We start from the raw sequence: 21,703 nt of genomic DNA on the forward strand, positions 1-21,703 counted from the left end.
GGGCTACCGACTCGGGCCGTCACCCCGGCTTCCGCCTAGTTCCTACCACAAGCCCCATCCAAGGGCCCGCACGGAAGAGGGTGCACTAGTGACCGGCTGGGATGACCTCGTGGCCACCGCCATGCTGGGCACCGCTCGCCGCCCCGCGCCGGTCGACACGCTCCCGGGCCCCATCCGGGAGCACCTCGACCCCACCGGCGACCCGGCCCACGACCTCCTCGCCGCCGCCGCGCTCCTCGGCGGCTACCGCAAAGCAGGTACGAGAGCCGTCACCGACAGCACGCCGGTGCCCGCCGCCGAACCCGATCCGCGCCCGGTGGTCCGCGACGCGGCTGCCACCCGCCTCGGGCGCATCCTCAACGGTGACCACGCGGATCTGCTCGGCGAGTGGCTCACCGCCGCCGCGGCCGCCGGCTACCGCCCACCGCCCGAGCACCTGCCCGCCCTGGCCGACGCCGCGCGCGCCAAATCCGCCCTGCGTCCGCTGGTCGCCGCGGCCGCGGGCACCGAGGCCGCCTGGCTCGGCGCGATCCGGCCCGACTGGGCCTTCCTCGGCACCCACGCGACCACCGACACCGACGACGCCTGGCGCTTCGGCAGCCCGGCCCAGCGCCGCGCCTGGCTCGCCGGCGCGCTGCGCACCGAGCCCGAGGCCGCCCGCAAGGCCCTCCAGGAGACCTGGTCGGCCGAACCGGCCGAGTCCCGCGTCGACCTGCTCGAGGTGCTGGGTGCCGCCTTGAAACCCGAGGACGCCGCGTTCCTCGAACGGGCCCTCGACGACCGCGCCCAGGACGTCCGCAGGCTCGCGGGCGAACTTCTGTCCTGCCTGCCTGGCTCCGAGTTGGGGCGCCGGATGGCCGAGCGCATGGCCGCGCTCGTCTCCGTGCGCCGCCGCTCGCTCGGCCGGCGCGGCGTGCTGGTCTTCGAGCTGCCCACCGAGTGCGACGACGCCATGAAACGCGACGGCATCGTCGCGTCCCCGCCCAAGGGCACCGGGCAGCGGGCGTGGTGGCTGCGCCAGTTGCTGGCCGCCACCCCACTGTCCTTTTGGGACCAGTACGCCGACAGCCCGGCCGACCTGTTGCGCATGCCGTTCACCGGCGCCGACGGCGATACCGACGACGCGGTCGTGCTGGCCGGGCTCGCCGGTGCGGCCGCCCGCCAGCACGATCCCGCCTGGGCGCGGGCACTGCTCGAGGCCGACCCGGCCGGCCCGCACGTCGCCGACCTGGTCGCCGTGCTGCCCACGGACGAGTGGACCGCGATCATCTCGGGCATCGCGACCCGGGTCACCGCGGCCCAGTTCGCCGAGCTGACCGTGTCCCTGCCGCGCCCCTGGCCAGTGTCGCTGGGCAAGGTCGTGCTCGACTGGCTCGACGGGCGACCCAACGAACGCGCCGTCGCCTGGGCGGCCGGGGTGGCCGCGCGGGCCGTGCCCAAGGAATGCCTCGACCACCCCATGATCACCAGGGAGGGTCAGCCGGCGGCCGCACCGTGGCGGGTGCAGCTGGTCCAGACCCTTCTGTTCCGCCGTCGTCTCCACGAGGAGTTGTCGTGACCGTGCCCCAGCAGGTCCTGCGCCCGCACGCCGAGCAGGACTACGCCGACGAGCTGACCGCGCTGCGGGCCGCCGACGACCGCGACCGGCCGCCGTCCTGGCTGATGTCGCCGTGGGCGGTCGTCACGTACTTGCTGGGTGGCGAACTGCGCGACGGCACCGTGATCTCCCCGAAGTACATCGGGCCGAAGCGGCTGGTCGAGGTGGCCGTGGCCACGCTGGCCACCGACCGCGCGCTGCTCCTGCTCGGCGTGCCCGGCACGGCGAAGACGTGGGTGTCCGAGCACCTCGCCGCAGCGATCAGCGGCGACTCCACGCTGATGGTCCAGGGCACGGCGGGCACCGCCGAGGAAGCCATCCGCTACGGCTGGAACTACGCCCGCCTCATCGCCGAAGGTCCGACCGAGCAGGCCATGGTGTCGAGCCCGGTGATGCGCGCGATGGCCGACGGCAAGATCGCCCGCCTCGAAGAGCTCACCCGCATCCCGGCCGACGTGCAGGACACGTTGATCACGATCCTGTCCGAGAAGACCCTGCCGGTGCCCGAACTGAACACCGAAGTTCAGGCGCGCAAGGGTTTCAACGTGATCGCCACCGCCAACAACCGCGACCGCGGCGTGAACGAGCTCTCCAGCGCTCTGCGCCGCCGGTTCAACACGGTGGTCCTGCCGCTGCCCGATACCCCCGAGGCCGAGGTCGAGATCGTCAGCAGGCGCGTCCAGCAACTCGGCGCCGCGCTCGAACTGCCCGCCAAGGACGCCGAGCTCGCCGAGATCCGGCGCGTCGTGACGGTGTTCCGCGAGCTGCGGTCCGGGCGCACGGAGGACGGCCGCACCGCGGTGAAGTCGCCGTCGGGCACGTTGTCCACGGCCGAGGCGATCAGTGTGCTGACCGGTGGGCTCGCACTCTGCGCGCACTTCGGCGACGGCGTGCTGCGGGCCCACGACGTGGCCGCGGGCATCCTCGGCGCGGTGGTCAAGGACCCGACGGCCGATCGCGTGGTGTGGACCGAGTACCTGGAGACCGTGGTCCGCGAGCGCGAGGGCTGGGCCGACTTCTACCGGGCCTGCCGGGAACTGACCTGATGCCGGTCGCGACCCCCGTCCGAGCCGAACCGGCCGAGGTCCGGCTGCTCGGCATCCGCCACCACGGCCCCGGTTCGGCGCGGGCCGTGGCGGCCGAGCTGGCCGAGTACCGGCCGGACATCGTCCTGATCGAGGGGCCGCCCGAGGCCGACGGCATCGTCCACCTCGCCGCCGACCCCGGCATGCGGCCACCGGTGGCGCTGCTCGCACACGCGGTCGACGACGCGACGGCGGCCGCGTTCTGGCCGTTCGCCGTGTTCAGCCCCGAGTGGCAGGCGATCCAGCACGCGCTCGCCGAGAACGTGCCGGTCCGGTTCTGCGACCTGTCGGTGGCCGTCCAGTTCGCCGACAAGTCGCCCGATCGCGGCGGCTCGGGCGACCCGCTCGCCGAGCTGGCCGCCGCTGCCGGCTACGACGACCCGGAGCGCTGGTGGGACGAGGTCGTCGAACACCGCCGCGGCGACGAATCGCCCTTCGAAGCCATCGCCGACGCCATGACGGCCTTGCGGGAAGACCGCGCCGCGCAGGGGATTCGTGAGCAGCGCCGGGAAGCGTCCATGCGCAACGGGATCCGCGCCGCGCGTAAGGAGGGCTTCGAACGGATCGCCGTGGTGTGCGGGGCGTGGCACGTGCCCGCGCTGCGCGAGCCACTGCCCCCGGCGACACACGACCGCAAGCTGTTGACCGGCCTGCCGAAGCGCAAGGTCACGTGCACGTGGGTGCCGTGGACGCACGGCCGGCTCGCCAGCACCAGCGGCTACGGCGCGGGCATCACCTCGCCCGGCTGGTACCACCACCTGTTCACCACCACGGAGAACGTCACCGCGAGCTGGCTGACCCAGGTGGCGCGGGTGCTGCGGGCCGAGGACCTACCCGTCTCCAGCGCGCACGTGATCGAAGCCGTCCGGCTCGCCGACACGCTCGCCGTGCTGCGTGAGCGCGGCCTCGCCGGGCTCGCCGAGGTCACCGAGGCGACCCGCTCGGTGCTGTGCGGTGGCAACGACGTGCAGCTCGACCTGGTCACCCGCCGCCTCGTGGTGGGGGAGCTGCTGGGCGCCGTGCCCGACGAGACCCCGCAAGCGCCGGTCGCCGCCGACCTGACGGCGCGGGCCAAGTCGTTGCGGTTGCGCCGCGACGCGCTGGAACGCGAGATCGACATCGACCTGCGTGCGCCGAACGGCACGGCGAAATCCCAGTTGCTGCACCAGTTGCGGCTGCTCGGCATCGACTGGGGTGTGCCGTCGATGTCGGCGCGCCGTGGCACCGGCACGTTCCGCGAGACGTGGACCTTGTGCTGGCAGCCGGAGTTCGAGGTCGACCTGATCGCCGCTGGCGTGCACGGCACCACGGTGCCCGGCGCCGCCGCCAACACCCTGCGCGACGAGATCAGCGACGACGCGCCCTTGGCGGTGATCACCACCGCGGTCGAGGATTGCCTGCTGGCCGGCCTGGCCGATGCCCTGCCCGACGTGTTGTCCGCTTTGGACACCCGAGCCGCCGCCGACACCGACGCGACGCACTTGATGGCCGCATTGCCTGCCCTGGCCCGGGCCGCGCGCTACGGCGACGTCCGCGAGACCGACACCGGCCAGTTGCGCGAGGTGGCGCAACGCATGCTGGCCCGGGTGTGCGCGGGTCTTGTCCGTGCGGCCCAAGGCATCGACGAGGAAGCGGCGATCGAGATGAGCCGCCTGGTCGAAGGCGTGCACGGTGCCGTCGGCCTGCTCGAAGGCGCGACCGAGCCCTGGCTGGGCGCGTTGACCGCCCTGGCCAACCGTGATGGCGTTCCGCCTTTGCTGGCGGGCAAGGTCGTCCGCCTGCTGAACGACGCCCAGCGACTGGACTCGGTCGAGGTGGCCCTGCGCCTGGGCCGGGCGCTGACCCCCGGCGTGACCCCGGCCGCCGCGGCCGGTTACATCGAGGGCTTCTTCGCCGGCGGTGCCCTGGTCCTGGTGCACGACGAACGCCTGTTGCGCGTGGTCGACGAGTGGCTGACGGCGGTCCCGCCGGAGGCGTTCGTCGAGGTGCTTCCCTTGCTGCGCAGGACGTTCGGCGCCTTCGCGTGGCCGGAACGAAGGTCGATCGGCGAACGCGCCGCCGCCCTGGACCGTCCCGGCGCCCGACCGGCGAACACCGAGAACCCCGTCGACGACGACCGCGGCCGCGCGGTTCTCCCAGTGATATCAAGGCTTCTGCGCGCGAGCGGAGGAGCAAGATGACCAAGCCGGCCGCCCGCCGAACCCAAGCCGACCCATACTCCGCCACTCCCGCCATAACCCCGCGACCAAAGCCGCAAGCCCACCAGCCCGGAGCCACCGGCCCTGAACCCAGGCGGACCCCATGACCGACGATGAGCGGATGCGACGTTGGCGCCTCGTCTTGGGCGACCCGGCCGACAGCAGCTCCACATTGGACAAGGCCGATCAACAACTAGACCAGGCCCTGGCTGCCCTCTACGACGCCGAACGCGACAACGGCCCCCGCTCCGGCGGCCTGGGCTCGTCGGCCCCGCGCGTGGCCCGCTGGCTGGGCGACATCCGCGAGTACTTCCCCAGCAGCGTCGTGCAGGTCATGCAGCGCGACGCCGTCGACCGCCTGGGCCTGACCCAGATGCTGCTGGAACCCGAACTGCTCGGCGCGGTCGAACCGGATGTGCACCTGGTCGGCACCCTGTTGTCGCTGGGTGGCGTGCTTCCCGCGCGCACCAAGGAAACCGCGCGCCAAGTCGTGGCCAAGGTGGTCAAGCAGCTCGAGGAACGCCTGGCCGAGAAGACCCGCTCGGCCGTCCGCGGCGCGCTCGACCGTGCCAACCGCACCCACCGCCCGCGCCACGCCGACATCGACTGGAACCGCACGATCCGCGCCAACCTCAAGCACTTCTCGCCGGAGCTCGGCACGATCCTGCCCGAACGCCTGGTGGGCAACGGAAGGCGCGGCCAGAGCGTGCAACGCGAGGTGATCCTGGCCGTAGACCAGTCCGGTTCGATGGCGGAATCCGTTGTGTACGCGGGCATCTTCGGCGCGGTGCTGGCCTCGATGCCGTCGCTGCGCACCCACATGGTCGTGTTCGACACCTCCGTGATCGACCTGACCGAGCAGCTCGACGACCCGGTCGACGTCCTGTTCGGCACGCAGCTCGGCGGTGGCACCGACATCAACCGCGCGTTGACCTACTGCCAGAGCCTGATCACCCGGCCGCCCGAGACCCTGCTCGTGCTGATCACCGACCTCTACGAGGGCGGCAACCGTGAGGAGATGCTGCGCCGCATCGGCGGTTTCGTCGGTGCGGGCGTGCAGGTAGTGACGTTGCTGGCGTTGTCCGATTCCGGCGCGCCGTCCTACGACCACGACAACGCGGCGGCGCTCGCCGCGCTCGGTGTGCCGGCGTTCGCGTGCACGCCCGACCAGTTCCCGGACCTCATGGCCGCGGCGATCCGGCGAGCCGACCTCGCCGAGTGGGCAGGAGCGCAGAACCCGACGATCGACGGTGTTCGGTGACGGGGCGGGCACCTAGCGTGAAGGAGGCTTTGGTCCCGTCGGGGTAGGAGGAACCATGCGCAGGTCGATCGCGGTCGTGGTGGCACTGATCGCACCGTTGAGCGGAATTCTCGCCGGAACCGCGGACGCCGCGCCGCGGTTGCAGACCGTCACCCTCTACTACGACGCCTCCGATGCGCCGGACTACGCCGCGCAGATCGACCAGGCCGCCGCCAACTGGAACGGCCTGACCACGAACGTGAAGCTCCAAGCCGGCGCCGGCGCGACGATCACCATCCACGAAACCGACGACGGCCAGGGCTCGTACACCCAGACCGACGGGCACGGCCACGGCGACATCTACATCGACAAGCAGCAAGTGGCCGAAGGATTCGACCCGACCCGCATCGCCGCGCACGAACTGGGTCACAACATGGGCCTGCCGGACGACTACACCGGCCCGTGCAGCGAAGTCATGTCCGGCCACGGCCCGGGCACCTCGTGCACCAACGCGATCCCGGACGCCAACGAGGTGGCCCAGGTAGACGAGAACTTCGCCAACGGCCTGCTCGCCGCCACGCCTCGCCACAAAGCCGCCTGAACCTTCCGTCCATTCGTCAGCCGCCCGCAATCGCCCGCCGATGACGGGATAGCCAGCTTCCTAGCAGCGCTAGTTTTCCTAGCACCGCTAGCTTTCGACGGCGCCGCTGGTTCGCCTGCTTGCTGGTGCCGGCCATTCCTAGCGTTGCTAGATCTAGCATTGCTAGTTGGCCTGGGGGAGCCGGCGACGCGGTTGCCCGATGTAGTCTGGGGCTTCCGTCCTGTTACCCGTGCCTGTGAGTGCCACCTGCGTGCGGTTTCCTAGCGCCGCTAGCTTTTGGCGGCGCCCCTGGTCCGTCTGCTTGCTGGCGGTCATTTCTAGCGTTGCTAGATCTAGCACCGCTTGTTTCCTTGGCGCAGCCCGATTCCTAGCGGTGCTAGCTTTCGGACTTCGGGCAGCGAGGCTGCCCGGCATGCCTAGGGCTTCCGGGAGATCAGCACGTCGATCCCGTCCAGAATCCGGCCGAGCCCGAAGTCCACATCGTCGTCCTCGATGGGACCATCGGAGTAACCGCCGCCGGTCATCACCTGGGCGAGCCGCGGGTAGCCGCGTTCGATCAACCGCGGCACCAGGAACCCGGCGAGCCGCGCGGGATCCACTGCGGGTTCCGTGCGATCGGTCAGGTCGCGGTCCAGTTGCGCGGTGCTGCGGGCGTACCCGTCCAGCAACATCGCGCACCCCAGGACGTCGCCGGGAGTGAGCCCGCAACCGTCCATTGCGGACAAGAAGACCTCCAGCCAGCGCAAGAGGTTCGGCGTCGACGGTGCGCCACGTACGGGTGCGTCCACCAGCCACGGCCGTGCGCGCATCCGGGCGAGCATCGCCTGCACCCACCGCGTGCACGCCTCCCGCCAGTCCGTGCTCGCCTCGATGTCGTCCGGCGGCAGGCCCCACGCCGCGTCGACCATGAGCACGATCAGTTCGTCCCGGCTCGCCACGTACCGGTACAGCGCGTTGGCGGTGATCTTGAGTTGCCGCGCGATCCGCGGCATGGACAGCGCCGCATAGCCCTCGGCGTCGGCCACCGCGATCGCCGCGGCCACCACGGAGTCGACGCTGTGGGCGGGCTTCGGCCCGCGGCGCACACCCTGTTCGGCCCCGTCCCAGGCCAGGACGAGGCCGGGCGGGAGTAGCTCGTCGGTCACTGTTGCGCCTCTCCGGATTTCTCCGCCGATCTCGTGGTGCGAGGAAAGGGAGGGTCGCATTCTCTCGTACTCCTCATCGGTGTGAGTATCTGCTAGACCCATGAACAGTTCATGGCTTACACTGATTCTAGACACACTCCGAACCTGGGGGAAGAGATGACGACCGCCATGACCACCCGTTCGACGAAACTGACCGCCCTGTGCCGCGCGGTAACCCTGCTCTGGGCTGCCGTCTCCGGTGTCCAGTTCACGATCTGGCTGATCATGTGCCTGGTCAGCGGCGGCTTCGCCCCCGCCATGTGGTGGCTCTGGACCGCCATCGGCGGCGGCCTCGTGGTCAGCGCCCTCTGGCTCGCCACCCAGCGCGCCCGCGGCGAGCGTGCCGCATGACCGCCCCGGTCCGCCTCGACGCCGTGCGCAAGACCTACGGCAGCGGCGCCGCGGCGGTCACCGCCCTGGCCGGGGTGAGCGTCGTGTTCCCCGCCGGCCGGGTCACCGCCGTGATGGGCCCGTCCGGTTCGGGCAAGAGCACCCTGCTGCACTGCGCGGCCGGGCTCGACCTGCCGACGGCGGGCACGGTCACCCTGGTCGGGCGGGAGATCGGCGGGCTGAACGAGACGCAGTTGACCGAACTGCGCCGCGACCACGTCTCGTTCGTCTTCCAGAGCTACAACCTCATGCCCGCGCTGACCGTGTGGGACAACACCGTGCTGCCGTCGCTGCTCGCCGGGCGCGAGCCTGACCGGGCCTGGGCGACCGAGGTGCTGCGCCGCGTCGGGCTCGGCGACAAGGCCGGACGCAGGCCCGCGGAGTTGTCCGGCGGGCAGCAGCAGCGCGTGGCCATCGCGCGGGCGCTGGCCAGCCGCTCGGTGGTGACCTTCGCCGACGAACCGACCGGCGCGCTGGACAGCCAGACCGCGCTGGACGTCCTCGCGTTGCTGCGTGAGGTCGCCGCGGCCGGGCAGACGGTCATCATGGTCACCCACGACCCGGTCGCCGCGTCCTATGCGGACACCGTCCTGTTCATTGTGGACGGACAGCTGGCCGGCCGGATGGACGCGCCGGACGCCGATGCCGTCGCTGCCCGGCTCGCTCACCTCGGGGCGCGCGCGAGGCAGGCCGTCTCATGATCAAGATCGGGCTGGCCGGCCTGCGCCACCGCATGGCGGCCTTCCTGGCGACGTTCATCGCCGTCCTGCTGGGCTGCGCGATCCTGGTGGCCTGCGGCGGTCTCTTCGAGTCCGCGATGCGCCTGGACACGCCGCCCCACCGGCTCGCGGCCGCGCCCGTCCTGATCTCCGGCTCGGACGCGTTCAAGCTGCCCGACGAGGAGTCCGAGACCGTCCCGTACACCGAACGCTCCGGTGTGGACGCCGCGGTGCTGACCAAGGTGTCCGGTGTGGACGGTGTGCGGACCGCCGTGCCGGACGTCTCGTTCCCGGCCGCCGTGCTCGGCAAGGACGGACAGCTCGACACGCCCGGCCTGAACGGCCACGGCTGGGCTTCCGCGGCCCTCACCCCGTACAACCTGGTCAAAGGCGGCGCACCCGCAGCGGGTCAGGTGGCCATCGACCAGGACACCGCGGCGCGGCTGGGGGTCGCGCCGGGGGCGACGGTGACGGTCGCCGTCGACGGCGCGCCGCACAAGTTCGTGCTCGCCGGCGTGGTCGCCGGCGACGCCGGACCCGCGGTGTTCGTCGCCGACGCCGACCTCGCCACCTACGCGCCGCACCACGGCCGGATCGACCTGGTCGGCGTGTTCCCCAAGGACGGCGTGGACGCGGACACGCTTGCCGGTCGCCTCAGCGCCGCCTTGCCCGGGCTGTCCGTGGTGTCCGGCGACGACCGCGGGCTCGCCGAGTTCCCGGGCGTCGCGGTCGGTCAGCTGCCGATGATCCTCATGGCCAGCATCTTCGGCGCCATGGTCGTCGTGGTGATGGGCATCGTCGTGGCCGCGACCGTCGGGTTGTCGGTGCGCCAACGGATGCGTGAGCTCGCCCTGCTGCGGGCCAGTGGGGCCACGCCGAAGCAGGTGCACCGCATGGTCGTGGGGGAGACGCTCGCCATCGCGGCGCTCGGCTCCCTCGGCGGCCTCGCCCTCGGCGCGCCCTTCGGCTCGATGATCTTCGCGTTGTGCACGTCGAGGGGCATCGCGCCGGACGCGCTGGAGTTCCGCCAGGGACCGATCCCGTTCGCCGCCGGGCTGGTGGTGGGCATCGGCATGCCGTTGCTCGCATCGGCGTTCGCCGCGCGGCCCGCCGCCAAGGCCCGGCCGATCGAGGCGCTCGCCGAGGCGGCCATCCCGGCCGTGTCGGTCGCCCCGCTGCGCCGCACGCTGGCCATGGTCTTCGGCGTCGCGACGGTCGGGCTCGCGCTGGCGACGCCGTTCCTCGACGCCGAGACGGCGTCCGCGGTCGGCGGTCCCGCCGTGCTCACCGGGGCCATCGCGGTCGCGTTGATCGGCCCGGAGGCCATGGTGCGCCTGGCCGAGTACGCCGAGCCGTGGCTGCGCCGCCGCTTCGGGGCGAACGGCCTGCTCGCCGCCACCAACACCCGGTCGCGCGCGGTCATGTTCGCCGCCGTGCTGACCCCGCTCACGCTGGCCACCGCCATCGCCGTCGGCAACGTCTACTCGCAGACCACCCAGTCCGACGCCGCGATCGACGCGCACGCCGACCAGCTCCAGGCCGACGCCGTGGTCACCTCCGTGAGCGGCGGCATCGCGCCCGGCCTGCTCGACGCCGTGCGCAAGACGCCGGGGGTCGCGGCCGCGTCGCCGTTCGTGTCCAGCCAGGGCTGGATCGAGGACCCCTACGACGACTCGCACGGCAGCGACCGGTGGCCGCTGCTCGGCCTCGAGGACAGCGGCGTGCTGGCCACCGAGGTCGAGGCCGGCTCACTGCGCGATCTGCGTGGCAACGCGGTCGCCATGCCCGAGGACCAGGCCGACGACCTGGACCTCGGCGTCGGCTCGGCCGTCACGCTGCGGCTCGGCGACGGGACGCAGGTACGGGTCAAGGTGGTGGCCCTGCTGGACGCGCTGTCGGACTACGGCAGCCTCGTGCTGCCCGCGGACCTGCTCGTCGCGCACACCACCGCCGGGCTCCCGTCGCATGTGCTGGTGCGCGGCGCCGATGGGCAGGACCCCGACGACCTGGCGAGCGCCATCGCCGGACGGGTGGCGACGTGGCCGGGCGCGACCGTCGGCGACCAGGACACGTTGCGCGCGCTCTACACCGCGGACATGAACATGCAGGCGTGGATCAACTACCTGCTGGCGGGGCTCGCGATCGCCTACGCGGCCATCGCGTCGGTGAACACGCTCGCGGTCGCGGTGCTCGCCCGGCGCCGTGAGTTCGCCGTGCAGCGCCTGGCCGGGGCGACGCGCAAGCACGTGACCCGCATGCTGTGCCTGGAAAGCGGGTTCATCGCGGTCGCCGCGCTCGTGCTGGGCACGGTGATCGCCGCGTTCACCGTGCTGCCGATGGCGCTCGCCAGCGGCGCGATTATCCCCTCGGGCCCGCTGTGGGTGTACCCGGCGGTGATCGCCGCCGTGGCACTGATCGTCTGGCCGGTCACGGTCGCGACCGCGCGCAAGGCGATGTCCGAGAAGCCGATCGACGCGGTGGTGGCGCCCTAACGACGGGTGAGCAGGCCGCGCACGAAGGCGGCCTGCCCCACGTGCTGCAGGTCGTCGGAGATCACGCTGACCAGCCGCACGCCGAGGGTGACCGGTGGGTTCCAGTTCTCGTCGACCACGACCGCGAGGTCGTCGTCGGTGACGGTCTTGACGTAGCCGACGGTCTTCTGGTGCACGGCCTCGTGGTAGGCGACCAGCAGGTCGGCGTCGGCGCGGACGGCGGCGACGTCGTCCGCGCTGGCGCCGTAACCGGTCTCGTCGAGCTCGAACGGCAGGCCGAACCGCTCGGCCCAGCCGTCCGCGGTCCACACCTGCTCGTGCCCGGCGACCCCCGCGATGTGGTCGTCCTGGACCCGGCTCAGGTGCCAGACGAGCCACGCGATCGAGTTGGCCGCCTCGTCGGCGCGCCAGGCCAGCTGGTCCTCGCTCAGTCCGTCGACGACGGCCCGTACCTCCTCGCGGATCCGGTCGAACCCGTCCACCAAGACGTCCGCACTGGACAAGTCAATGCACCCCTTCACGTCGATGCGTCCCACGCTACTAGCGGTTGTGGCAAGGTGGCGGACATGCCCGACGAGGAGCGCGACGGGGTCAAGCTGACCAATGTGGACCAGCCGTTGTTCGACGGCGCGGACGCCACCAAGCGCGACCTGATCGACTACCTGGACGCCGTGCGTGATCGTCTGCTGCCGCGCCTGGCCGGACGGCCGTTGTCGGTGATCAGGTCGTTGCGCGGGCAGAAGCCGTTCATGCAGAAGAACATCCCGAAGTACACGCCGGAGTTCGTGAAGACGGTGTCGGTGTGGGCGGAGGCGTCGCACCGGGACGTCCACTACGCGCTCTGCGAGGACCGGCGGACGCTGCTGTGGTTCGCCAACCAGCGGGCCATCGAGTACCACGTGCCGCTGATGACCGCCGCGGACTGGGACCACCCGACGCACCTGGTGATGGACCTCGACCCGCCGTCGCCGGAGGCGTTCGACCAGGCGGTGGCCGCGGCGTTGCTCGTCCGCCAGGCCCTCGCCGACGCGGGCCTCGACAGTGCGGTCAAGACGAGCGGCGCCAAGGGTGTGCACGTGTTCGTGCCGCTCGCCGAGGGCGTCACCTTGATGGACTCGGCCGCCGCGACCCGGGCGATCGCCGTGCGGGCCGAACGCCTCGACCCGGCGATCGCCACCACCCAGTACATCAAGGACGACCGCGGCGGCAAGGTCTTCCTCGACTCCACCCGGTCCGGCGGCGCCACGGTCGTGGCCGCCTACAGCCCGCGGCTGCGCCCGGGCACGCCGGTGTCGTTCCCGGTGGACTGGTCGGAGCTGGAACGCGTGAAGCCGTCGGATTTCACCCTCAAGACCGCGCTCGACCGGCTCGGCGACCGCGACCCGTGGACCGAACTGCTGCCGTCACCGCAAGCCCTGCCCCAGGACCTCATCGACGAAGGCCACACGATTCCCATCGCCAGGGTGGCGGCCATGCACGAAGGCAAGCGCCGAGCGCGCGCCAAACGAAGTGAGTGATCCGCGAATGACTCCCCGTCCTCGGCTGACTGCCAAGGCCCTGGTCGGCCGGCACAAGCGGCTGCCCCATGTCGATGCCGAGCAGATTGCGCGCTGATATCGACGAGTTCTTCGGCACTGAGGACCGGGTCGGTGAGCTCAGCCAGCCCGCCACTCCTGCGCCGAACCAGCCGGAAGGCGAGCGACCGCCGCCAGAGTGAGTAGGTCACCCCAAGCAGCGGATCACTCTTCCTCGTCCGGGTCCTCCGGGCCGGATTCGCCGGCCTTCTCGTCGCGTTCGGCCCACTCCAGCAGCTGCTCGATGCCGAACGCCTCGTCGTCGATGCCCGCGTGCAGATCACCCAGCGAAGCGAACCGGGCCGGCATGGTGGCGATGGTGAAGTCGTCCGGGTGCACGTCGTCGATCTCGTCCCAGCGGATCGGCGCGGACACGGTGCCGATGGCGTTGCCGCGGACCGAGTAGGCGGCGGCGATCGTGTGGTCGCGGGCGTTCTGGTTGTAGTCGACGAAGAGGAGCTTCGGGTCGCGGTCGCGGCGCCACCAGGTGGTCGTCACGTCCGACGGTGCGCGCCGCTCGACCTCGCGCGCGAACGCCAGCGCCGCCCGCCGCACGTCCTTGAACCCCCAGTCGGGCCGGATCCGGATGTAGATGTGCATGCCGCGGCCACCGGAGGTCTTCGGGTAGCCGGTGATCCCCAGGTCCTCCAGCACCGAACGGGCCACGTGCGCGACCCGCTGGACCCGGTCGAACCCGCACTCGGGCATCGGGTCGAGGTCGATGCGCCACTCGTCGGGCTTCTCCGTGTCGGCCCGGCGCGAGTTCCACGGGTGGAACTCCACTGTGGACATCTGCACGGCCCAGATCACGTCGGCCAGCTTGGTCACGCACAGCTCGTCGGCGTGCCGGCCGTAACGCGGGAACGTCACGCGCACCGTCTCCAGCCACGGCGGCGCGCCGTGCGGCACCCGCTTCTGGTGCACCTTCGGGCCCGCGACCCCGTCGGGGAAGCGGTGCAGCATGCACGGCCGCTCCCGCAGCGCCCGCACGATGCCGTCGCCGACGCTCAGGTAGTACCGCGCGAGGTCCAGCTTCGTCTCGCCGCGCGCCGCGAAGTAGACGCGGTCGGGGCTCGAGATCCGCACCGTGTACGGCTCGACCTCCAGCTCGACCGCGGCCGCCTTGGTCGCCATGGAGGCCAACTTACGCGAGTTTTCCCGCGGACCGATGAGTTCGCGCCACCACGCCGGTACATACCCACGACACCGGACGAGAGGACAGCACCATGAGCGACGTGCAGGACATCCAGACCGTGTTCGACGGCGTCTACCAGGCGTGGGCCGACGGCGACGCGGACGCGTTCGCGAAGCTCTACACCGAGGACGCCACCGTCGTCATGCCCGGCGTGTTCAACCAGGGCCGCGACGCGGTCCGCGCGCACATGGCCGCCGGGTTCGCCGGACCGCTGGCCGGGTCCAAGGGCGTCGACACGCCCCAGGACATCCGGGTGATCGACGGGCACACGGCCATCGTGGTCAGCGAGGCGGGCATCATCCCGGCCGGTCAGGACGAGGTTCCGCCCGGCCGCACCGTGCGGGCGACCTGGGTACTGTCCAAGGACGACGGCCAGTGGCTCATCGCCGCGTACACCAACACCCCGCTGGGCTGAGGGGAATCCTGTGCAGGATCTCGACGAGTACCGCACCGAGCTGACCGCGCACTGCTACCGGATGCTCGGCTCGGTGCACGAGGCCGAGGACCTCGTGCAGGAGACCATGGTGCGGGCGTGGCGCAACCGCGAGCGCTACGACGAGCAGCGCGCGTCCGTGCGGACCTGGCTGTACAAGATCGCCACGAACGCCTGCCTGACGGCGTTGGAGGGCCGGGCTCGGCGGCCGCTGCCGACTGGGCTCGGCGGCCCCGGCGACGACCCGGAGACCCCGCTCGTGCCCAACTTCGAGATCCCGTGGCTCGAGCCGATCCCGGACGCGGTGATCGACCCGGCGGCGCGGGCGGTCCGGCGCGGCACGCTGCGCATCGCGCTGGTCGCGGCGCTGCAGTTGCTGCCGCCGAAGCAGCGGGCCGTGCTGGTGCTGCGCGAGGTGCTGGAGTTCAGCGCGGCCGAGGTCGCCGAGTTGCTCGACACGAGCACGGCGTCGGTGAACAGCGCGCTGCAACGCGCGCGGGCCACGCTCGCGGGCACACCGATCACCGACGAGGCCGCCGAGCCCGACGACGCCAAGGTCCGCGACCTCGTCGACCGCTACGCGCGGGCGTTCGAGCGCGCCGACGTGGACGCGCTGGTCGCGTTGCTCACCGAGGACGTGGTCATGGAGATGCCGCCGGTCCCGCTGTGGTTCGGTGGCCGGGTCGACTACGGCCGGTTCATGCGCCGGGTCTTCACGATGCGGGGCACGGACTGGCGCGTGCTGCCGGCCGCCGCCAACGGTCAGCCCGCGCTCGCCGCGTACGTGCGCACGGACGACGGGCGCTACCACATGCACACGCTGCACGTGTTCACCGTGACCCCGGGCGGCATCGCGCACAACGCCGTGTTCGCCGACCCGGCCGTGCACCGCAAGTTCGGCCTGGCCGAGGTGCTGGCGTGATCGAGACCGCCGCGAAGTACCTGGCCGAGGCCCTCGAACACGTGCGCCCGGCCGACCTCGACGCGCCGACGCCGTGTACCGAGTGGACAGTGCGCGACCTGCTCGCCCACCTCGGCGACGCGACGGCGGTGTTGCTGGAGGCCGCGGACGGCGCCGTCGACGTCGAGCCGCGCTTCGGTGGGCCGGTGCTCGCGCGGGCCCGGCTGCTGGCCGCCGGTGGCGTGCCGCGCGGGCCGGTGCGCATCGGCGACCGCGAGCTCGACGGCGACCTGCTCGACGCGGCCGGGGCGCTGGAGCTCGCCGTGCACGGCTGGGACCTCAACACCGCGCTGGGCCGGATCGATCCGATTCCGGAAACCCTTGCGCTGCAATTGCTTTCGGCCGGGTTGCCGGTCGACCGGCCGGAGTTCGCCCCGGCCACCACCCCGCCGCCGACCGCGACCGCGGCCGGGCGGTTGCTCAGCTCCTTGGGAAGGGACGACCATGCCGAATCCGCCGCTTGACCAGCTGACCGACGCCGTCGGCGATTTCGAGAAACTGCTTGCTGGGATCGGCGCCGACCAGTGGGCCCTGCCATCGCCGTGTTCCGAGTGGACGGTGCGCCAGGTGGCGAACCACGTGCAGTTCGGCAACCGGCAGTTCGCCGCGGCGGTCGCCGGGACGCCGGAGGGCCCGTGGCGCAAGGAAGCCGACGACGACCTGCTCGGCGACAAGCCGGTGGCCGCGTTCCGCGACCTGGCCGACGCCATGCTTGTCGCATTCGGACAGCCGGGTGCGCTCGAGCGGATCGTGACCGTCGGTATCGGCTCCGTGCCGGGGATTGTCGCGCTGCACCTGCGGATCGTGGAACTCCTGGTGCACGGCTGGGACCTGGCACGGGCAACGGGTCAACAGCCCGCTTTCGACGAAGACACCGCCGCGCAAGCGTATGCGTTCACCGAAGCCAAGCTCGCGGACGTGCCTGAAGGCAGGAGGTCTTTCGCTCCGCCGAGGCCCGCTCCAGCAGGGGCTTCGGCGCTGGACCGGCTCGCCGCACTGCTCGGCCGCGACGTCGGCTGAGAAACAAATACCGTCACCGCGGCGATGCCTGTTGGTAATCGGCAGGCGTGGAGGTGCGTTATGGCTGGGGTGACAACGCGATTCGATCGGTTCGGCAGGTGGGTTGGCGCCGGGGCGGTGGTCGCGGCGGCGCTCGCGCTCTCCGTCTCGACGACCGTGACCGCGACCGCAGCGCCCGGGGACATCACCTTCGCGCCCGCGGTGTCCTATCCGACCGGTGACCACCCCGAGGCCGTCGCGACCGCGGATCTCAACGGCGACGGCAAGCTCGACGTGATCACCGCCGACCGTTTCGAGAGCGCGCTCAGCGTGTTCCTCGGCAACGGCGACGGATCCCTCGGCACGCGGGTCCGGATCTACCTCGGCCAGGAGGTGACCGGTGTCGCCGCGGCCGATTTCGACAAGGACGGCAAGGTCGACGTGGCGGTCGCGACAGCCGGTCCCGTGCTCGAGTTGCGGGGCAACGGTGACGGCACGCTGGCCGCTGCAGTGTCCACTTCGGTCACCGGTGGCGCCGAGGGGATCGCGGCCGGCGACGTCGACGGCGACGGCCGGGCCGATGTCGTGACGAGTGGTTCGGCGGGGATCTCCGTGCTGCTGGCCGCGGCGGACGGATCGCTTGCCGTCCACGCCGAGTACTCGTCCACCGGCAGCTACTCGCGTGGCGTCGTGCTGCGCGATTTCGATGGCGACGGCCACGTCGACATCGCGATCGGCGGTTTCGCCACGAGTTCCGTGTACGTGTTCGCAGGGACTGGCAACGGCGACTTCGCCGCGCCGACCGCCTACTCGACCGGCGCCAACCCGATCGACATCGCGGCGGGTGACTTCACCGGTGACGGCCGCGTCGACCTGGCCACCGCGAACTGGGGCGACGGCACCGTCGCCGTGCTCCCCGGCCTCGCCGGTGGCGCGTTCGGCGCGTCGATCCCGCGCACGGTCGGCTCGAAGCCGTTCGGCGTCGCCGTGGCCGACTTCGACGGCGACACCGACCTCGACCTCGCGGTGTCGGCGTCCGACGACAACACCGTCGCCGTGCTGGGCAATGGCGACGGCACGTTCACGACCGCCGCGACGCTGCCCACCGGCGCGCGGCCGACCGAGGTGCACGCCGTCGACCTCGACGGCGACCACCGCCCGGACCTGATCACCACCAACCGCGACGCCAACGGCCTTTCCGTGCTGATCAACACGACCGAGCCGCCGGTGCCACCGGCCGCCGACCTGGCGGTGTCGATGACCGCGTCACCCAAGATCGGGCTGCTGTCGTCCACGCTGAACTACGCGGTGACCGTGCGGAACGCCGGACCGGGCCCGCTGCAGTCGGCGACCGTGACCGCGACGCTGCCGCGTGGGATGACCGCCAACCCGGGGGCCGGGTGCACGGGGCGCGGCCCGGTGACGTGCACGATCGGCTCGCTCGCCGTCGGCGCGAGCGCGACCAGGACGTTCGTGATCCCGGTGGGGCTCACGATCGGCACCGTGCAGGTGACCGCGAAGCGGACGGCGAGCACGCCGGTCGATCCCAACGCGGGCAACGATGCGGCGAGCCGCACGTGCAGCGTGCTCAGCGTGGTGCTCGTCAGCTGCCGCTGATCACCTGGCCCTGATCACCTGCCACTGAGCCATACTCGGCACGTGCTCATCGAGACTCCGCGGCTCGACCTGGTTCCGCTCCAGGTCGAGCACGCGGACGAGATGGCCCAGGTGCTGGCGGATCCGTCGCTGCACGCGTTCATCGGCGGGGTGCCGGCCACGGCCGGACAACTGCGTTCGCGGTACGAGCGGGTGATCGCGGGCCCCTCCACGCCGGGCGAGTCCTGGCTGAACTGGGTCATCCGGCTTCGCGACGAGGACTGCTTGACCGGGTACGTCCAGGCGACGGTTTCCGGCGACACGGCGGAGATCGCGTGGGTGGTCGGCACGGCGTGGCAGGGGCGCGGCATCGCCGGTGAGGCGGCTTCGGCGCTGGTCGAGTGGCTGCCCGTGCGCACCGTCGTCGCGCACATCCACCCGGAGCACAAGGCGTCCGCCGCCGTTGCCGCGGCCGCGGGACTCGCCCCGACCGACGTCTGGCAGGACGGCGAGCTCCGCTGGACACGCAATACGTAAGCGCTGTTATATTAGCTCTGTGACGTTCACCGACCCGACCGACGTGAGCAACTGGCGACCACTGCGCCTGCTGCTGGACGCCATGGACAACGACATCGCCCGCATCTACGAAGAGGCCGAGATCGAGGGCCTCAAGCCGAGCTACGTCATGGAGCTGCTCAAGCTCGGCGTGCACGGCCAGATGACGATCAAGGAGCTGGCCGAGTCGGTGGGGCGCACGCATTCCGCGCTCAGCCAGAAGGTCGCCGCCATGCGCAAGGCCGGTTTCGTCGCGACGACCGCCGGGAAGGACGCGCGCAGCAAGGAGGTCGTGCTCACCGACCGGGCGCGCGCGATCATCGACCGGCTCGCCGCGGAGTGGCGGGCGACCGAGGCCGCCATCGCCGAGCTCGAGGCGGAGCTGCCGTACCCGCTCACCCGAGTCGTGGCGGACATCGAGGAAGCGTTGCGGCGCAAGAGCTTCCACGACCGCATCCTGGCCCGGCTGGCCGCTGACGAGGCGTGGCAGTGAGGAAGGCGCTGCTCGACACCACGCCACTGCGCACCTCGAAACCGTTCCGCCGCTTGTGGATCGGGCGTGCGCTCTCCGGCTTCGGCAGCCAGATCGCGCTGGTCGCCGTGATGTACCAGGTGTGGGAGGCGACCGGCAGCACGGTGTGGACCGGCGCGGTGGGCCTGGCGCAGGCGATCCCGCTGGTCGCCTTCGGACTGTTCGCCGGGTCGCTGGTCGACCGGTCGGATCGCCGCCGGGTCTACCTGATCGCGTTGACCGGCATGACGGCCGGGTCGGTTGTCCTTGCTGTGCAAGGGGTGTTCGGCCCGTTGCCGATGGCCGGGTTGCTGGTCGTGCTGGCTGCCCAGTCGTGTTTCTGGGCTGGTGCGGGCCCGGCGGCGCGCACGTTCATCAGCAAGCTGCTGCCGCGTGAGCAGGTGGCCGCCGGCTTGGTGTTGCAGCGCATCATGTTCCAGGCGTCGATGCTGGCCGGGCCGGCCGTGGGTGGCCTGCTCATCGGCTGGTTCGGCGTGGGTGGCTGCTACCTGGTCGACGCGCTGACGTTCGTGATGGCCTTCTACGGCGCGTTCAGCCTGCCGTCGATGCGTCCCGAGGGCGAGCCGTCCCGGCCCGGGCTGCGGGGCATCGGCGACGGGCTGCGATTCCTGGTCTCGCATTCGTCTGTGCGCGGCGCGTTGCTGACCGATCTGGCCGCGACGGTGTTGTCGTTCCCCCTCAGCCTGTTCCCGCTGATCAACGAGGAACGCTTCGGCGGGAACCCGCGGACGCTGGGGCTGTTCCTGAGCGCGATCGCCGTCGGCGGCTTCGTCGCGTCGGTGTTCTCGGGGACGTTCACCCGCTCGGCGCGGCCGGGCGTGTTCATGCTGGCCGGCTCGGCGACGTGGGGCTTGTCCATGGTGTTGCTGGGTGTGGCGCCGAGCGCCTGGCTGTGCCTGGCCTGCCTGGTGCTGGCCGGTGCCGCCGACACGGTCGCCGTGGTCGCGCGGGGCACCATCGTCCAGCACCACACGCCGAACGCCATGCTGGGCCGGGTGGTGGCCGCCGAACAGATCGTCGGTCAGGCCGGTCCCGACCTCGGGAACATGCGCGCCGGCCTGGTCGCCGGGGCCACCTCGGGCGCATTCTCGCTGATCTCGGGTGGTGCGCTGTGCGTGCTCGCCGTGGCGGCGGTCGCCGCGGGGACGCGCCCGTTGCGCGAACCGTCCACAAAAGAAACGGCGAGCCACGCCGCGGGGGCGTGACTCGCCGTCGTTCTTGGCGGTGTCAGATGATGCTGACGCCGGTGGCCTGCGGGCCCTTCTGGCCCTGGCCGATGTCGAACTGCACGCGCTGGTTCTCCTCGAGCGACTTGAAGCCGTTGCCCTGGATCTCCGAGTAGTGCACGAACACGTCGGCGCTACCGTCCTCGGGCGCGATGAAGCCGAAGCCCTTTTCGGAGTTGAACCACTTCACGGTGCCGGTTGCCATATCTTCTCCTGTAACAGATTCTGCAGGCTCGCCACGGATCGTGGCCAACCAAGGTCTTGCGACGAGGGGTCGCAATCCCACCCTGTCAGGAGGAACAGCGAACGCCCGCAACATGTTTCGCGAGCGCGCCTGAAACACGAACACAAAACTAACGACCGCTGTCAGCGTAGCACGTCTGGGTCGATGGCCGCCCGGGCGCGCCCCGGCACCCGGGCGAACACCTCGTTGACCTGCGCGCGGTCACCAGCCGCGGGCGCGCCACTCGGCGAGCTTGGGACGCTCCGCGCCCAGCGTCGAGTCGTCGCCGTGGCCCGGGTAGAACCACGTCTCGTCCGGCAGTTCGCCGAACACCCGCGCCTCGAGGTCGTCCATCAGCGAAGCGAAGTTCGCCGGGCCCGACGTCTTTCCCGGCCCGCCCGGGAACAGCGAATCCCCGGTGAACAGGTGCGGGTGCCCGCCCGAATCGTGGTACACCAACGCGATCGAGCCCGGCGTGTGCCCGCGCAGGTGGATCACCGACAGCTCGCACGCCCCGACCGACACCGAATCCCCGTGCGCCACAAGGCGATCCGGCGGAACGGGCAGTGGTGCGGCGTCTTCGGCGTGCGCGATCGTGTTCGCGCCGTACTGGCCGGCGACCGCACCGAGGGCCTGCCAGTGGTCGGCGTGCTGGTGCGTCGTCACGATCGTGCGCAGGTCCGGGCGCTGGCGGTCGTGGCCGACCAGATCCGAGAGGCGCTGCGGCTCGTTCGCCGCGTCGATCAGCAGGGCCTCGTTGGTTTCGCGGCACACCAGCAGGTAAGCGTTGTTGTCCATCGGCCCGACGGACACCTTCGTGATGGTCAGCGCGTCCAGCACCCGTCGCGCGGCGGCGGCGCCCGGCTCGACGTGACCGTTGTAATCCTCGACTACGTCCACGCC

Annotated in this window: 22 protein-coding genes; 17 read left to right on the forward strand and 5 right to left on the reverse strand. The window is 71.5% G+C overall.

Going from position 1 to position 21,703, the window contains the following annotated elements:
• The first annotated feature begins 88 nt into the window (after positions 1–88).
• The 5 genes from EV186_RS37655 to EV186_RS37675 all read left to right on the forward strand — a co-directional run bounded on the left by EV186_RS37655 (position 89) and on the right by EV186_RS37675 (position 6,721).
• Complete coding sequence (locus tag EV186_RS37655) at positions 89–1,558, forward strand: DUF5691 domain-containing protein (protein WP_133854342.1); 1,470 nt, start codon at positions 89–91, stop codon at positions 1,556–1,558.
• The gene (locus EV186_RS37660) at positions 1,555–2,643 is read left to right on the forward strand and encodes an ATP-binding protein (protein WP_133854343.1); all 1,089 of its coding nucleotides are present in this window, start codon (positions 1,555–1,557) and stop codon (positions 2,641–2,643) included. The genes EV186_RS37655 and EV186_RS37660 overlap by 4 nt, the downstream gene beginning before the upstream one ends.
• Complete coding sequence (locus EV186_RS37665) at positions 2,643–4,862, forward strand: DUF5682 family protein (protein ID WP_133854344.1); 2,220 nt, start codon at positions 2,643–2,645, stop codon at positions 4,860–4,862. Before EV186_RS37660 ends, EV186_RS37665 begins: the two co-directional genes overlap by 1 nt.
• Positions 4,863–4,983: 121 nt before the next feature.
• Positions 4,984–6,141, forward strand: a complete 1,158-nt coding sequence (locus EV186_RS37670) for a VWA domain-containing protein (protein WP_133854345.1) — start codon at positions 4,984–4,986, stop codon at positions 6,139–6,141.
• A 55-nt stretch (positions 6,142–6,196) separates the two neighbouring features.
• Entirely contained in the window at positions 6,197–6,721 is a 525-nt protein-coding gene (locus EV186_RS37675; protein WP_133854346.1) for a snapalysin family zinc-dependent metalloprotease, read from the forward strand.
• Positions 6,722–7,137: 416 nt separating this feature from the next.
• Here EV186_RS37675 and EV186_RS37680 read toward each other — a convergent pair whose 3' ends face one another.
• Complete coding sequence (locus EV186_RS37680; RefSeq protein WP_243754531.1) at positions 7,138–7,866, reverse strand: TetR/AcrR family transcriptional regulator; 729 nt, start codon at positions 7,864–7,866, stop codon at positions 7,138–7,140.
• 168 nt (positions 7,867–8,034) lie between these two features.
• Here EV186_RS37680 and EV186_RS37685 point away from each other — a divergent pair, with 168 nt between their 5' ends.
• From EV186_RS37685 to EV186_RS37695, 3 genes are read left to right on the forward strand one after another with little or no spacing between them, the layout of a single operon-like run.
• On the forward strand, positions 8,035–8,256 hold the full coding sequence (locus EV186_RS37685; protein WP_133854348.1) for a hypothetical protein: 222 nt from the start codon (positions 8,035–8,037) through the stop codon (positions 8,254–8,256).
• Complete coding sequence (locus EV186_RS37690) at positions 8,253–8,996, forward strand: ABC transporter ATP-binding protein (protein ID WP_133854349.1); 744 nt, start codon at positions 8,253–8,255, stop codon at positions 8,994–8,996. The genes EV186_RS37685 and EV186_RS37690 overlap by 4 nt, the downstream gene beginning before the upstream one ends.
• Positions 8,993–11,506 (forward strand): ABC transporter permease, encoded by a 2,514-nt coding sequence (locus tag EV186_RS37695; RefSeq protein WP_133854350.1) that lies wholly within the window; start codon positions 8,993–8,995, stop codon positions 11,504–11,506. Before EV186_RS37690 ends, EV186_RS37695 begins: the two co-directional genes overlap by 4 nt.
• Here EV186_RS37695 and EV186_RS37700 read toward each other — a convergent pair.
• Positions 11,503–12,009, reverse strand: a complete 507-nt coding sequence (locus EV186_RS37700) for a mycothiol transferase (protein ID WP_133854351.1) — start codon at positions 12,007–12,009, stop codon at positions 11,503–11,505. The genes EV186_RS37695 and EV186_RS37700 overlap by 4 nt on opposite strands.
• Before the next feature lie 63 nt (positions 12,010–12,072).
• Between EV186_RS37700 and ligD (EV186_RS37705) the strand changes: the two genes are divergently transcribed.
• The gene (gene ligD / locus EV186_RS37705) at positions 12,073–13,023 is read left to right on the forward strand and encodes a non-homologous end-joining DNA ligase (protein ID WP_133854352.1); all 951 of its coding nucleotides are present in this window, start codon (positions 12,073–12,075) and stop codon (positions 13,021–13,023) included.
• A 222-nt stretch (positions 13,024–13,245) separates the two neighbouring features.
• Here ligD (EV186_RS37705) and ligD (EV186_RS37710) read toward each other — a convergent pair whose 3' ends face one another.
• Positions 13,246–14,214 carry a non-homologous end-joining DNA ligase gene (gene ligD / locus EV186_RS37710; RefSeq protein ID WP_133854353.1) on the reverse strand — a complete coding sequence of 323 codons (969 nt, stop codon included), beginning with the start codon at positions 14,212–14,214 and terminating at the stop codon, positions 13,246–13,248.
• A gap of 92 nt (positions 14,215–14,306) precedes the next feature.
• Between ligD (EV186_RS37710) and EV186_RS37715 the strand changes: the two genes are divergently transcribed.
• The 8 genes from EV186_RS37715 (at position 14,307) to EV186_RS37750 (ending at position 20,556) form a co-directional block, all read left to right on the forward strand.
• Positions 14,307–14,690, forward strand: coding sequence for an SgcJ/EcaC family oxidoreductase (locus tag EV186_RS37715; protein WP_133854354.1), 384 nt, complete (start codon positions 14,307–14,309; stop codon positions 14,688–14,690).
• Positions 14,691–14,700: 10 nt separating this feature from the next.
• Positions 14,701–15,630 carry a sigma-70 family RNA polymerase sigma factor gene (locus EV186_RS37720; protein ID WP_133854355.1) on the forward strand — a complete coding sequence of 310 codons (930 nt, stop codon included), beginning with the start codon at positions 14,701–14,703 and terminating at the stop codon, positions 15,628–15,630.
• Complete coding sequence (locus EV186_RS37725) at positions 15,627–16,133, forward strand: maleylpyruvate isomerase family mycothiol-dependent enzyme (RefSeq protein WP_133854356.1); 507 nt, start codon at positions 15,627–15,629, stop codon at positions 16,131–16,133. The genes EV186_RS37720 and EV186_RS37725 overlap by 4 nt, the downstream gene beginning before the upstream one ends.
• Entirely contained in the window at positions 16,114–16,689 is a 576-nt protein-coding gene (locus EV186_RS37730; protein WP_133854357.1) for a TIGR03086 family metal-binding protein, read from the forward strand. The genes EV186_RS37725 and EV186_RS37730 overlap by 20 nt, the downstream gene beginning before the upstream one ends.
• Before the next feature lie 69 nt (positions 16,690–16,758).
• Positions 16,759–18,285, forward strand: coding sequence for an FG-GAP-like repeat-containing protein (locus tag EV186_RS37735; protein ID WP_166659526.1), 1,527 nt, complete (start codon positions 16,759–16,761; stop codon positions 18,283–18,285).
• A gap of 42 nt (positions 18,286–18,327) precedes the next feature.
• Entirely contained in the window at positions 18,328–18,801 is a 474-nt protein-coding gene (locus tag EV186_RS37740) for a GNAT family N-acetyltransferase (protein ID WP_243754532.1), read from the forward strand.
• Between the two features lie 19 nt (positions 18,802–18,820).
• A complete protein-coding gene (locus EV186_RS37745) occupies positions 18,821–19,312 on the forward strand; it encodes a MarR family winged helix-turn-helix transcriptional regulator (protein WP_243754533.1) in 492 nt (163 codons plus the stop codon).
• Positions 19,303–20,556, forward strand: a complete 1,254-nt coding sequence (locus EV186_RS37750; protein WP_133854359.1) for an MFS transporter — start codon at positions 19,303–19,305, stop codon at positions 20,554–20,556. The genes EV186_RS37745 and EV186_RS37750 overlap by 10 nt, the downstream gene beginning before the upstream one ends.
• Before the next feature lie 22 nt (positions 20,557–20,578).
• Here the strand turns inward: EV186_RS37750 and cspE are convergent, their stop codons facing one another.
• Positions 20,579–20,782 (reverse strand): transcription antiterminator/RNA stability regulator CspE, encoded by a 204-nt coding sequence (gene cspE, locus EV186_RS37755; protein ID WP_133854360.1) that lies wholly within the window; start codon positions 20,780–20,782, stop codon positions 20,579–20,581.
• A gap of 240 nt (positions 20,783–21,022) precedes the next feature.
• Positions 21,023–21,700 carry an MBL fold metallo-hydrolase gene (locus EV186_RS37760; protein WP_133854361.1) on the reverse strand — a complete coding sequence of 226 codons (678 nt, stop codon included), beginning with the start codon at positions 21,698–21,700 and terminating at the stop codon, positions 21,023–21,025.
• Between the last annotated feature and the right edge of the window lie 3 nt (positions 21,701–21,703).

Source organism: Labedaea rhizosphaerae (genome assembly GCF_004362825.1).
GTDB lineage: Bacteria > Actinomycetota > Actinomycetes > Mycobacteriales > Pseudonocardiaceae > Labedaea > Labedaea rhizosphaerae.